The 13,097-nt window shown below is 31.8% G+C and carries 11 protein-coding genes and 1 tRNA gene; 5 read left to right on the top strand and 7 right to left on the bottom strand.

What is annotated here, in order from left to right; translation table 11 throughout:
- Window positions 1–363: 363 nt before the first annotated feature.
- The gene (locus tag D6200_RS14685; protein WP_073181554.1) at window positions 364–2,547 is read right to left on the bottom strand and encodes a glutamine synthetase III family protein; all 2,184 of its coding nucleotides are present in this window, start codon (window positions 2,545–2,547) and stop codon (window positions 364–366) included.
- A gap of 184 nt (window positions 2,548–2,731) precedes the next feature.
- Here D6200_RS14685 and D6200_RS14680 point away from each other — a divergent pair, with 184 nt between their 5' ends.
- Complete coding sequence (locus tag D6200_RS14680; protein ID WP_073181556.1) at window positions 2,732–3,742, top strand: glutamine synthetase beta-grasp domain-containing protein; 1,011 nt, start codon at window positions 2,732–2,734, stop codon at window positions 3,740–3,742.
- Window positions 3,743–3,812: 70 nt separating this feature from the next.
- On the opposite strand, the gene D6200_RS14675 is transcribed toward D6200_RS14680, so the two are convergent.
- From D6200_RS14675 to D6200_RS14665, 3 genes are all read right to left on the bottom strand, one after another.
- Window positions 3,813–4,754 (bottom strand): calcium/sodium antiporter, encoded by a 942-nt coding sequence (locus tag D6200_RS14675; protein WP_073181557.1) that lies wholly within the window; start codon window positions 4,752–4,754, stop codon window positions 3,813–3,815.
- A gap of 78 nt (window positions 4,755–4,832) precedes the next feature.
- Entirely contained in the window at window positions 4,833–5,915 is a 1,083-nt protein-coding gene (locus tag D6200_RS14670) for a PepSY-associated TM helix domain-containing protein (RefSeq protein ID WP_083574758.1), read from the bottom strand.
- 89 nt (window positions 5,916–6,004) lie between these two features.
- Window positions 6,005–8,389, bottom strand: coding sequence for a TonB-dependent receptor (locus D6200_RS14665; protein ID WP_073181559.1), 2,385 nt, complete (start codon window positions 8,387–8,389; stop codon window positions 6,005–6,007).
- Between the two features lie 591 nt (window positions 8,390–8,980).
- Between D6200_RS14665 and D6200_RS14660 the strand changes: the two genes are divergently transcribed.
- From D6200_RS14660 to D6200_RS14645, 4 genes are all read left to right on the top strand, one after another.
- The gene (locus D6200_RS14660; RefSeq protein ID WP_073181561.1) at window positions 8,981–9,133 is read left to right on the top strand and encodes an SsrA-binding protein; all 153 of its coding nucleotides are present in this window, start codon (window positions 8,981–8,983) and stop codon (window positions 9,131–9,133) included.
- Window positions 9,134–9,144: 11 nt separating this feature from the next.
- The gene (locus tag D6200_RS14655; protein ID WP_047788418.1) at window positions 9,145–9,378 is read left to right on the top strand and encodes a putative signal transducing protein; all 234 of its coding nucleotides are present in this window, start codon (window positions 9,145–9,147) and stop codon (window positions 9,376–9,378) included.
- 75 nt (window positions 9,379–9,453) lie between these two features.
- A tRNA-Arg gene (locus tag D6200_RS14650) sits at window positions 9,454–9,527 on the top strand.
- Between the two features lie 186 nt (window positions 9,528–9,713).
- On the top strand, window positions 9,714–10,157 hold the full coding sequence (locus D6200_RS14645; protein WP_073181562.1) for a carboxymuconolactone decarboxylase family protein: 444 nt from the start codon (window positions 9,714–9,716) through the stop codon (window positions 10,155–10,157).
- A gap of 73 nt (window positions 10,158–10,230) precedes the next feature.
- On the opposite strand, the gene D6200_RS14640 is transcribed toward D6200_RS14645, so the two are convergent.
- The 3 genes from D6200_RS14640 to D6200_RS14630 all read right to left on the bottom strand — a co-directional run bounded on the left by D6200_RS14640 (window position 10,231) and on the right by D6200_RS14630 (window position 13,097).
- The gene (locus D6200_RS14640) at window positions 10,231–10,809 is read right to left on the bottom strand and encodes a YdeI/OmpD-associated family protein (protein WP_073181564.1); all 579 of its coding nucleotides are present in this window, start codon (window positions 10,807–10,809) and stop codon (window positions 10,231–10,233) included.
- A gap of 124 nt (window positions 10,810–10,933) precedes the next feature.
- On the bottom strand, window positions 10,934–11,380 hold the full coding sequence (locus tag D6200_RS14635; protein ID WP_073181566.1) for a heavy-metal-associated domain-containing protein: 447 nt from the start codon (window positions 11,378–11,380) through the stop codon (window positions 10,934–10,936).
- Window positions 11,381–11,393: 13 nt separating this feature from the next.
- Window positions 11,394–13,097, bottom strand: a complete 1,704-nt coding sequence (locus D6200_RS14630) for an efflux RND transporter periplasmic adaptor subunit (protein ID WP_073181568.1) — start codon at window positions 13,095–13,097, stop codon at window positions 11,394–11,396.

Here is a 13,097-nt window from a genome sequence, read left to right as displayed (position 1 = left end):
TGATATAAGCATACAAATACTAATAATGCTTATTATGGGAGAATGCTAAGTAAATAAGGGTAAGATAAAATTATGGGGTAAAATGTAAGATTAGTTTGGTAACTGTAATTACATCCATCAGTTTAAAATAAAACTGTAAGAATCTATATATAGACTGTTTGTTTAAACATAGCTAATATACAATTTTTTTTAGCTTCAAAAACCAATCAAGATTTCTATACTTAAAAAAATAAAATAAGAAAAAGCCAAAAACACGCTATAAACGTAGTCTTTGGCTTTGTTTTTTTCATTTTCATTTTTATTAAAAAAAGGGGTTTTCCCCCTTTTTTAATAAATGTTTTTTCTCATTCAAAATAGGTTATTTTATCTAGTAAACAAAAGCTCCCTGTACTTAGTTAAAGGCCATAAATTATCATCTACCATTAATTCTAATTTATCACAGTGATAACGAATTTCGTCAAAATAAGGTTTCACTTTGTTACAGTAAGCATCTGCATTTTTTTGTCCTTCTAGTTTATTTGCCTTTTTACGTTCTTCAATCATATCTTCTACTTTAGAGTTAATTTCAGCGATATGATTAGATATTTTCTGAATTAAATCGATTTGTTCGTTAGCGTATTTCTCAAAATTATTTCCAAAAATCTCTTTCAGTCCTCTTACATTTTCTATCAACGTATTTTGGTATTGAATAGCAATAGGTATAATATGGTTTCTTGCAATATCACCTAGCACTCTACTTTCTATTTGTATTTTCTTTGAATATTCTTCTAACTCGATTTCATGACGAGCTTCTACCTCAACCTTATTCATCACTTTCATTTCTTCAAAAAGAGAAATTGCTTTTTCAGAAACTTTTGCTTTTAATGCTTCTGGAGTTGTTTTGTTATTCGACAACCCTCTTTTCTTAGCCTCCTTTTCCCATGCTTCTCCATAACCATCTCCTTCAAATCGAATATTCTTTGATGCTTTAATATATTCTCTCAATACATTAAATATGGCTTCATCTTTTTTAAGTTTTTTGGTATCAATTAACTTATCAACTTCTTCTTTAAATTCATTCAGTTGTCTTGCTATAATTGTATTCAATACAGTCATAGGCCCTGCGCAGTTAGACCATGAACCTACTGCACGTAGCTCAAATTTATTTCCTGTAAAAGCAAAAGGTGAAGTTCTGTTTCTATCTGTGTTATCTAATAAAATTTCTGGAATTTTCCCTACAATGTTTAATTTTAAATCTGTTTTTTCTTCAGGTGATAGTTTTCCTTTCGTTACATTTTCTAGCTCATCTAATACCGATGATAATTGTGAACCTATAAAAACTGATATAATTGCTGGTGGTGCTTCATTAGCTCCTAAACGATGATCGTTACTAGCACTTGCTATCGACGCTCTAATTAATTCTTCGTAATCGTGAACTGCTTTGATGGTATTTACAAAAAAGGTTAAGAATTGTAAGTTTTTCATCGGGGTTTTCCCTGGACTCAGTAAATTAACTCCTGTATTGGTAGATAAACTCCAGTTATTATGTTTTCCTGAACCATTAATCCCTGCAAATGGCTTTTCATGGAATAACACTTTGAATTTATGACGTTGCGACACTTTCTCCATCACATCCATTAATAATGAATTGTGATCTACTGCTAAGTTTGCTTCTTCAAAAATTGGCGCTAACTCAAACTGATTTGGTGCTACTTCATTATGTCGTGTTTTAACAGGCACTCCTAAGAGCATACATTCATTTTCCAAATCACGCATAAAGTTCAATACTCTAGTAGGTATTGATCCAAAATAATGATCGTCTAACTGTTGTCCTTTTGCTGGTGCATGTCCTAACAATGCTCTTCCTGTCATCATTATATCAGGACGTGCTGCTGCTAATGCTGTATCAATTAAAAAGTATTCTTGTTCCCAACCTAAGGTTGCGTTTACTTTTGTTACATTTTTGTCAAAATATTTACAAACTGCTGTCGCCGCAGTATCAACCGCTTGTAATGCTCTTAATAAGGGTGCTTTATTATCTAACGCTTCACCTGTATATGCCACAAAAACAGTTGGAATACATAAGGTCGTACCATAAATAAACGCTGGTGATGTTGGATCCCATGCCGTATAACCACGTGCTTCAAAAGTATTTCTAATTCCTCCGTTAGGAAAACTTGATGCATCTGGCTCTTGTTGTACTAACTGACCTCCATCAAACTTCTCCATTGCTCCTCCTCCGTCAACAGTTTCAAAAAACGCATCGTGCTTTTCTGCTGTAGATCCCGTTAAAGGCTGAAACCAGTGTGTATAATGCGTTGCTCCTTTAGATAATGCCCAATCTTTCATGCTTACCGCAATCTGATCAGCGGTTTTCCTATCAATCTTAGTCCCAAATTCAATAGCATCCATTACACTTTGATATGCCTCTTTGGTCATATATTGACGCATTGCTTGCTCATTAAATACGTTTTTACCAAACAATTCTGAACGACGTTCGTTTTCTTCTACTACAACAGTTTTTCTATGTAAAACCTCTTGTAATGCACTGAATCTTAAAGTTGACATATAATAAAATATTAAATTAGACACTCAAAAATACAAACTTTAAACAAAACACCCCTAAAAAAACAGGGGTTAAATTAACTTAAAGTTAATTTTAAACAAAAACACCCTTAAAAATTTTGCCTTTCAACAAAAAATACTCAATTTTGCTTCGTAATTAACTCAAAACAACACAAAAACAAAAATCATGAGTAAATCAAAATTAGAATACATTTGGTTAGATGGTCATGAGCCAACTCAAAACATGCGTAGTAAAACTAAAGTTGAAGAAAACTTTAGCGGTAAATTAGAAGACTGTTCTATGTGGTCTTTTGACGGAAGTTCTACTGAGCAAGCATCTGGTGGTGCTTCTGATTGTTTATTAAAGCCTGTTGCTATTTATCCTGACCCGACTAGAAAAAATGGATTCTTAGTAATGTCTGAAGTTTTAAATGCTGATGGAACTCCACATGCTTCAAATGCACGTGCTAAGATTGATGATGATAATAATGACTTTTGGTTTGGTTTTGAGCAAGAGTATTTTTTAATGGATACTAAAACTGATTTACCTTTAGGATTCCCTCGTGGCGGATTCCCTGGACCTCAAGGGAAGTACTACTGTTCTGTAGGAGGAAGATACACTTGGGGAAGAGATTTTGTTGAAGAACATGCCGATTTATGTATTGAAGCAGGTTTAAACTTTGAAGGGATTAACCAAGAAGTTGCTCCAGGACAATGGGAATTCCAATTATTTGCTAAAGGAGCAAAAAAAGCTGGTGATGAAATTTGGGTTGCCCGTTACTTATTAGACCGTTTAACTGAAAAATATGGTTACTACATTGAATACCATCCAAAACCAGTAAAAGGAGATTGGAATGGTTCTGGTATGCATGCAAACTTTTCTAATACTACATTAAGAACTTGTGGTTCTCAAGAGACTTACGAAAAGATTTGTGAAGCTTTTAGACCTGTTACAGAAGAACATATTGATGTATATGGAGCTAATAATGACGAGCGTTTAACTGGTTTACATGAAACTGCTCACGTATCTGACTTTAGTTATGGAGTTTCAGATAGAGGTGCTTCAATCCGAATTCCTATCATTACTGTAGAAAAAGGATGGAAAGGTTGGCTAGAAGACAGAAGACCTGCTTCAAACGCTGATCCTTACAAAGTAGCTGGAAGAATTATAGAAACCGTAAAAGGTGCCAATATATAATTAACACAACAACAACACAACTAAAAAGCCGCTAATAGCGGCTTTTTTATACTTTCTTTCTCCCTCACTTTTAAGAGATCGTTAAATACACAAAAGTAATGTAAGAAACCAACAACAGCACTCCGTCTCTCCAACCTAAACGTAATCCTTTTGGAATAAATACTAAAGGTAATATGGCAAACGAAATTCCTAACATCCAATAAATATCATTATTAATCAAACTATAGGCATCTGGTTTTACCTGAACAGGCGTAATCATTGCTGTAATACCTAAAACGGCTAAAATATTAAACACATTAGATCCTACAAGGTTTCCTAATGAGATGGCTTTTTCTTTCTTTAACACTGCAATAATTGAGGCAGCCAATTCTGGAACACTTGTCCCTACTGACACTACAGTTACTCCAATAATCGCGTCACTTACTCCAAAATGTTGAGCCATAGCTACCGAACCATTAATCAATAGTTCTGAACCGCCCCATAAACCAACTCCTCCAACAGCTAGAAACAAGGCTATTTTATATAAGGGTAACTCTTCATCGTCTTCAGGCATCTCATCAACAACTGCTTGTTTTTGAAAACGTAATAAATAAATTAAAAATACTAGCAACATTCCAAATAATATAGCTCCTTCATAAAATTGAATAGTCTTGTCATTCGCTATAAAAAAATACAGTAGTACTGAAGCAATCATCATTACTGGCCAATCTGTTTTATAAAAACTTTTTTCTACATCAATTGACGATAATATAACTGTTATTCCTAAAACCAGACCTAGGTTTGCAATATTAGATCCAATAACATTTCCTACTGCTAACCCAGTAGCTCCATTTAAAGCAGACTTTATGCTTACAATTAATTCTGGTGCTGAAGTTGCAAACGACACTACTGTCATACCTATTACTATTTTTGGTATATGTAGTTTAAGTGATAAGCCTACCGCTGCTTTTAACAGCCAATTTCCTCCTAAAACCAACAATGTTAAACCAATAATAATATATAGAATGCTCATAAGATATTTTTTGGGCGAAGATAAGGTTTTTACCCAGCAAAAATGAAAACAAATTCAAGCTCCTGAACCAATAAAACCTTAATTAAGTTGCCTCTTTAATTTTTTGCGTTTTAAATTATAAACTTTAAAGCCTGTTATCAATAACACCAAAGGCACTAAACCAGATACAAATACTAAAACTCTACCCAATATCCCTCCTATTTCTCCTATATGTACTGGGTAAAACTGAGCCGCTATTCGATTATTATTTGCATCAAAATCAAAACTTGACAGTATTCGTAATTTACCTTGCTGATTTAACTCCATTTCTTTTGTTCTTCTAAATCCTGCTTTAATAAATCGATCTTTTATATACCGAAGTTTATATACTCCTAAGCTATTTTTCGGGTAATAAATAGCTCTTAAAGCATATTTTCCATCAGTTTGTAAAACTGCTTCTTCTAATGAAAAAACCTTTTCTTGTTTTATTTCTTCATTCATGATTACTTTATCTGAACTATTGAATATAGATAAAACAGATTTATAGGTTTTATGATACGTGAAGTAACCTCCTGTAAAGGCTATTACTAGCAAAGGCAACAAAAAATAAACTCCGAATACTTTATGTAGATTGAAGTAAAATCGTTTCTTTTTGGGTTTCCACTTCATCGTAAATCCTTTTGACAGATTGTTTTTATATATTTTCCACCACATATAAAACCCTGTTGTTAATAAGAAGAAACAAAACAATAAAGCACTTGTACCTATAACATACTTACCAATTGTAGGCATTCCTAACGTACGGTGTAACTTCAGGAGGGTTTCAAAAAACTGTATTGACACCGATTTTTCACCTAACAAAACTCTGGTTTTCGGGTGATAATACAATGTTTTACCGTTTTTATAATTTATTGAAATCGTTTGCTGCTCTCTATAAGGCAAAAAAACTTTATTTACTTTTCCCTTATTCTGTGTAGCTAAAAAATAAGCAGAACTTAAAATTGTTTTTTCGTTTATTTTAGAAAAATCTTCAACCTTTAATAATTTCGGATTTAGTAATGAAGTTATTTCAGGTTGCCAAACATACAATGCTCCCGTTAAACCAGAAAAAGAAGCAATAACCCCACAACTAAGACCTAACCATAGGTGTATTTTCCAAATTATTTTATGTATCTGCTGCAATTGGTATCTCCTATTTTTAAAACCCAGAACCTACAATTTAATAGGCACTGGGTTCTTAATTTTGCAAATGTAAGATGTTGTTTATTATTTTAGAAGCTATACAACACACTTAATTTAGCATTTGTCCCTTCTCCAGTTCCTGTAAAAGTTCTTAAAGGTGCTGCCCATTGTGATCTTGCTGGTAAATAATATTCGTTTAACAAATTATTTACAGCTAATGAAACCGATATATTTTCTTGCAATTTATAGTTCATAGACCAATTAAGTAAAGTGTATCCTTCTACAGGAAATTGTGTATGTCTAAACGTATAATTATCACTTGCATCTAAATACGGATTAAAACGATTTCTATCTCCTAAATTAGTCATACGTAAAGAAGTACTTATTTTCTTTGTTGGAACCCAAGTTACGTAAGCTGTTAATTTTGGAGCTGAAATTACATCACCTCCTAAATAAGTTAAATTATTTTCATCTCCCACATTATGAGTTAAACCTTCAACATAAGAATATGATGTTCCTACTTTTAGTTTACTATTAAAAGCAGTATAATCTATTGCTATTTCTCCTCCATAAATGTTCTGCGGCTTTTTAGATGGCACAAAAGAATTTATATTTTCATCAAATGCAACGCCTGTGCCTAAATTAGAAACACTATAATACCCTACAGCTTCTAACCTAAAGTTTTTAAACTTTGATAAAAATCCGAACTCATAATTTTTGGTTACTGCTGGTTCTAATTGAATATCTTCAATATTATCGGCAGTTGCAGAACGTAAAACAGAACCTAAATCGGCAATTGAAAAACCTTGTGAATAACTTACATAGGGGATAAACTCTTGATGCTTAATATACCTTACACCAGCATTAAACGCTAAATTATCAAATCCTATTTCACCTCCTGTTACCGCTACTGATGGATTAAAATTACCATCTCCTAAAGGTGAGTATGGTAACGTATTATAATCATCTATTGTAAGATTCATATCATCATATCTTAACCCTGCTTTTAAAACCCATTCGTCATTAAATTTTACTGTAGATTGTATGTATTGTGCCCAACTAAACATATCAATATTTGGCACCCATAATCTACCATCTAACAATCCTTGATTGGTTTTATCTTTTAACAAATCTAAACCATAGGTTAATGAAATCTCTGTTGATTCATTTGGAGTAAGTGTAGTGTTAAAATTTGGTCTTAAACCATACTTTTCTGCATTAATTACTGATTGACCTCCGTTTTCAAATTTATCTGAATAAAAGAATATGTTTTTTGTTTTTTGATAATACACATCAGCTGTAAAATCTGTTGTTCCATCAAAAATATTATTTAAATCATATTTCAAGTTACCATTATACAGTTTAGATCCTGTAGGTTCTTGTCCTTCAATAGAGCCTTCAACACCATAACCAGGTGTTAAAGTATAATCTCCATTCTCATTATACACTTCAAAAGATCCAAGAACAGGTACAAATGGAGTGTCTTGTAAAGAATTATACAAGTTTCCTCCAATACTTATTTTTTGTCTATCAGATATTTCATACTCTAACTTAGCTAAAGCTGTATAAATTCTTGTATTATCTAATCCATAAGTAGGAAGTATAACTTTACCATCTGCATCGTATTTATTTCCTGTTTCTTCATAACTACCACTTATGTAGTAATTAAACTTATCTATTTTTCCTCGTAATGACTGATAAGCCCCGAATCCAAAAGCATCCTTAGTCTTTGTTAAGTTAGAAGTTCCCCAAATATTAGTAGTTCCTTCAATTTTTTCATTACTATTAGGCTTTTTTGTTATATAATTAATAAAACCTCCATTTCCTCCATTTCCAAAAATAGAGGTTGCCCCTTTTATTACTTCTACGCGACTAATATCGTTAGGGCTAACAGATTTTATTCCTAATTGACCGTTACGTAAAGGAGTAGATTGAGGAACACCATCAATCATAACTAATAAAGAACGACCACGTAATGTTTGTCCCCAGTTAGAAAAGGTTCCTGTAGACACAGCTAAACCTGGAACAGTAAATTCTAAAATTTCATTAATATTAGTTGTTGAGTTTGATAAGTCTGTTAATTGTTTTTGGTTGACAACAGTTATTGATGCTGGTATCTCGGAAAGGTATTCTGAACGTCTACTAGCAGAAACAACAACTTCGCTTAAACTCTCCGAATCTTCCTTTAATGTTTGTAAAATCTCCACAGTGTTGTTTTGGGTAAATGCTATTTTACTTATTTCTGTTTTGAAACCCACCATACTAAAAGTTACCTTAAAAGCTCCTTCTTTTATATTTTTTAATATAAAGCCTCCATTTTCATCAGAGGTAGTACCTTTTTGAAGTTCTGAAATATGAATATTAACCCCATAAATTGGTTGACCTTGTTCATCCTTTATTTTTCCCTTTAAACTAGACTGAGCTGATACTCCTAAGGTTAAAAATAAAGCCACTGCTGCTATGTAAAATTTCATTATATTTATTTAGATTTATTTTAAATCGCGAATATATCTCCTCTCAAAATAGTAGCAAACATTTATTACAAAAAACTTATTTTTTTCTTTCTGAAGAAATGAAACACCTAAAAACTGCTTATTTTAAAGATACTTTTTCCTTTACTTTTCAAATTCCGTAAAAAAAGCCTCTTTAAAAGCTTATTAAACATGACTAATAGAACACTTTTAAGTTTCATTTAATAATTTAAACATAGATTATAAGGTTATAAATTAAAACTAATAGTGTTTTTATAGATTTAAATTCAAACTCAATCCAATTAAATTAGATTCCAAAGTTTGGTTGTAATATTTCCTTTCTCCTATATTGAAAAAACAATTCCGGAATTCATCATTATTTACTAACTAAAAACACATGAACCTAACATGATTATACTTGCTTTAAAACTAATTCTAATAACTATTAAAATTGCTTATTTATTACTGGATTTTATCTTTTAAGAAATTGACTAACCTTAGCTTATACTTTTCATTTTAAACTAAGTAAAAGTTTAGTTCTTCTTATCATATCAAATTATTTTTCGTTATTTTTGATAGTAAAATCAACTACTAATGAAAAAAAGTTTTTTTAAGTTTTTAGCCAAACTAAACAAGGCGCTACTACCTTGCTTTACTAAAAAGGAATTGGATATTTCGAAAGCATCAAAATTTCAATTGGCTATTATTGGATGGCGTGCTTATATTACAATAAATTCGTTGGATTAAAATTTACCATTATGAACAAGCATATTAAAGTTTTCTCAGGCTCTCAAATCTTTGTGAACAGATTAAGTCAGCTACTTAACGAAATTGAAGTTCCATATTTAGTAAAAGATAATAAAGAAGCCGGAAGAGTTGCTGGTTTTGGAACTTTAGGCAATTCTATTGACGTATTTATCTATGAATCAGACCTTGAAAAAGCTCAAGACACTATTGATAGTTTTAAAGAAGAAATAGCAGAAGAAAAATAAATTAAAAAAGGTGAAAAAATATTATTTTTTTGCTTTACAATTTAAAAAACATTCTTATATTTGCACCCGCAAAACGGCCTCGTAGCATAACTGAATAGTGCACTTGATTACGGCTCAAGAGGTTGCAGGTTTGAATCCTGCCGAGGTCACAAAAACCCTGTTAGAAATCTAACAGGGTTTTATTTTTTATAATATTTCCTACTCAAAACATACTACATAAAAATCAATTTGATTTTTTTAAATTACTTCTAATAGAAAAGTATTATTCTTTCTTAAACCAGCTTAAGTTGTAACAATAGTCATAATAATACCTTTGATTTTATAAAATAAAAATCATGAAACAAAGACTAAACATTCAAGAATTAGAGCCAAATTCTTACAAAGCTATTTTAGAAATTTTTAAATATCTTGAAACAACATCCCTCTCAAAAGACATTAAAAATCTTATAAAAATAAGAAGCTCTCAAATTAATTCTTGTGCTTATTGTATAGAAATGCATACTTCGGAGGCTCTAAAAAATGGAGAAAAACAAAACAGAATTTTTGCTTTAAGCGCTTGGAAAGAATCTCCTTTATTTTCTAAAAAAGAAAAAGCCTTGTTAGCTGCTACTGATGAAATAACACAAGTAAGTAATAATGGATTATCAGAAAACACCTTTCAGGAACTTAAGGAACACTTTACCGATAATGAAATAGCACAAATTATTATACAAATAGGAGAAATTAATATTTGGAATCGTATTGCAGTATCTACACTAATGTTTCATCAATCATCATAATGGTTTGTTATAAGATTAATAAATAAAGTCTTATCTAAATTTTCAATAAAGCTATTCTTTTTGAGTAGCTTTATTACCTTTCATTATGTCCTTTACCTTGGAACATTTTAGGTATGGACTTTTCTATTCTTGACAAACGTGTTTTTGATTGTTTAGCTTTAGAAAAATACAGTAAGTAACTTCTTTGTCTTCCTGGTGTTAAGCCTTCGAAAGCTTTTTGTAAATCTGAGTTTTCTTTTAGGGTTTCTTTAAACTCACTTACCATTTCAAATTCTGAAGTTTTCTTAGTTTCCACCTTTAAACCTGCTTTTTCAACTGCTATCGCTTCAAAAATATATTCTTTAATCGTTTTTGCTATAACAACTATTTCTTCTGGCTTTGTAAACCTAATTTGACGAGCAGATTGTACATTTTCTGTTTGTTGAATTAAAACCTCGTTTGTATCTTTTAACAATGCGCCTTTATGAAAAAGTAGTGCACAATAATCTTTAAAACCATGAATCAATACAATATTTTTTCCTTGAAAGGTATAACAAGGATGCATCCATTTAAAATCTTCTTCAAGACCACAGTCCAAGCAAATTTGTCGTAACAGCTTTGTTTCTTCTTTCCAGTTTTTTATTTTTTCTATGTATTTATCTACTTTCTCCATTACAACTTTTTGTGTTCTTTTTAAATATGCAGCTTCAACAGAAACTTTGCTTAAAGTTATTGATTTTTTAAGTATAACTTAAAAAAGTGTAACGATTTTAAACTTTCGTTACACTTTTTTCCAATTAGTGGTTAGACGTTTCGTCTGCTTTTACTTCACCTTTTAAGCTCATTTCCATTCCATGATCATATTGACAACATCCTGGTAAGTTTCCATAAGCTTCTTCATTTCCTGCTACCTTATCAGTATCATATCCTGAAGCTGCAATAGCATTATGAATTGCATCTACATTTGTTTTAGAGTCATCAAAAGATACGTTGATTTGCTTTCTTACTTTATCCCAATCTGCTGACGCTACTCCATCTATACCATTTACAGCTTTTTCGATAGTACTTTTACACATTCCACAGTTACCTCTTACTCCAAAAGTTGTAGTAGTCATTGCTACTTCCTGAGTAGTTGTTTGCTCTGTTTGTACTTCTTTTGTTTCTGTTTCTTTTTTAGCTTCGTTTTTACAACTTACTAAACCAATTGTAGCCAACATAGCTACTCCTAAGATTACTTTTTTCATTTTGATTTGATATTTAATTATTAGTAATTATTTCTTTTACTTCACCACATTTTAGCATACCCTCACCAAAATACGGATTTAACACTTGTTTTTCTTTACTTAACCAATAAGCTCCTTTATCACTATCTGCCATAGGACAGTATTGTTTATAGGTAACCTCATTTATTCCAAAAGATTGAACTGCTATAATAAAATGCTCTGATAATACTTTAAAATACTTTCGCTGAGCACTTACATCAGTAGTTTTTCCAATTTCTGCATTGCTTGACTTTAGCGCAGGAACTAATTGCATCCACTGCTTATGAGCTTCTTCATTCGTTAACAACTTCATATCAACCGATGTTAAGGCTTTTTGTAGGTTGCCTGCACTTATTTTTGCTGCATTTGCATCAGTTTTTACCAAAGCATCTTTTAAGACAATGTAGGCTTTATAAGCTTTTTGCAATTGCTCTTTAAACTTTTTTGATGTACTAAAAGATTCCATAATCTCTTTTGTATGATTCATCATTGACTTCTTCCCTTGTAATTGTGCTGATGCATCAATTGTGAACACACCATTCGTAACAATCTCTTCTCCTGACTTCAACTCTTTCTCTACTAAATAGCTCTCTCCTGCTCTTCTTCCTAATACCACTTCTCGCATTTCAAAAACTGGTTTACTTGCGTCAGGCTTTACGTATACAACTGAACGTTTTCCTGTCCATAAAACTGCTGTAACCGGAATACTTAATTGTTGTTCTGTTTGCTTTCCTGTAGCTTCCACCTTTCCTGTAACAAACATAGCTGGTTTAAACTTTCCTTTGTTGTTATTTAACACGGCACGCATGGTTATAGTTCTGGTTTCTGGGTTCATAACAGGATCTATAAATGAAACTTTAGCATTAAAAACTTTATTCGGATACGCATTCGTAGTAATCGATATATTTTGACCTACTTTAAAATTACTGATTTGATTCTCATATACATCAAAGTTTGCCCATACTGAATTCAAATTAGCTATTTTCAATAAGACCTGTCCTTGACTTACATAATCTCCTTGTTCTACTAGTTTTTCTGATACTGTACCAGAAACTGTAGCATACACAGGAAAGTTTTCTTTGACTTTCCCTGTTTTTTCAATTTGATTAATTTGGTTTTCAGACAGCTTCCACAATTTTAGCTTATTTCTAACTGCTTTATACAATGCTGGCTGATTTTCTTTTACTGACGCTGCTGTTAATAATTCTTGCTGTGCTTTTACCAATTCAGGAGAATATACTGTTGCCAACAACTGACCTTTACTTATTTTTTCTCCTGTAAAGTTCACGTTTAAACGTTCTATCCTTCCTGCAAAATAACTCACTTGTACTGCATTCGACTTTTCGTTTTCTGCTATTTTTCCTGATAGTGTAATTGTATTATCTGCACTCATAACATTACCAATCACAGTAGTTTGTACATTTGCTAGTGCCAATGCATTTTTAGTCAATTTAAACTGATTTGCAGCTAGTCCTTCAGCTCCTGCTTCCGCAGGGATTAAATCCATTCCACAAATAGGACAATCTCCTGGTTCTGTTTGCATAATTTGTGGGTGCATAGAGCATGTCCACATTTTACCTTTTTCTACTGCAGTATGGTCATGAGCTGCCTCACTTTTTGAGGGACCTCCACCAAAAAGTAGCCATCCTAAAAATATCCCAGCGATTAAAACTCCTATATAGATTATATATTTTTTCAT

This window comes from Tenacibaculum mesophilum (assembly GCF_003867075.1).
GTDB classification, from domain to species: domain Bacteria; phylum Bacteroidota; class Bacteroidia; order Flavobacteriales; family Flavobacteriaceae; genus Polaribacter; species Polaribacter mesophilus.
The sequence above is the reverse complement of the archived record's forward strand: the minus strand, read 5'-3'. Positions and strand labels throughout refer to the sequence as shown.

Bases quoted from the DNA above. Each gene is read 5' to 3' on its own strand.
- D6200_RS14685 (WP_073181554.1), bottom strand. From the start codon at position 2,547: ATGTCAACTTTAAGATTCAGTGCATTACAAGAGGTTTTACATAGAAAA.
- D6200_RS14680 (WP_073181556.1), top strand. From the start codon at position 2,732: ATGAGTAAATCAAAATTAGAATACATTTGGTTAGATGGTCATGAGCCA.
- D6200_RS14675 (WP_073181557.1), bottom strand. From the start codon at position 4,754: ATGAGCATTCTATATATTATTATTGGTTTAACATTGTTGGTTTTAGGA.
- D6200_RS14665 (WP_073181559.1), bottom strand. From the start codon at position 8,389: ATGAAATTTTACATAGCAGCAGTGGCTTTATTTTTAACCTTAGGAGTA.
- D6200_RS14660 (WP_073181561.1), top strand. From the start codon at position 8,981: ATGAAAAAAAGTTTTTTTAAGTTTTTAGCCAAACTAAACAAGGCGCTA.
- D6200_RS14655 (WP_047788418.1), top strand. From the start codon at position 9,145: ATGAACAAGCATATTAAAGTTTTCTCAGGCTCTCAAATCTTTGTGAAC.
- D6200_RS14645 (WP_073181562.1), top strand. From the start codon at position 9,714: ATGAAACAAAGACTAAACATTCAAGAATTAGAGCCAAATTCTTACAAA.
- D6200_RS14640 (WP_073181564.1), bottom strand. From the start codon at position 10,809: ATGGAGAAAGTAGATAAATACATAGAAAAAATAAAAAACTGGAAAGAA.
- D6200_RS14635 (WP_073181566.1), bottom strand. From the start codon at position 11,380: ATGAAAAAAGTAATCTTAGGAGTAGCTATGTTGGCTACAATTGGTTTA.
- D6200_RS14630 (WP_073181568.1), bottom strand. From the start codon at position 13,097: ATGAAAAAATATATAATCTATATAGGAGTTTTAATCGCTGGGATATTT.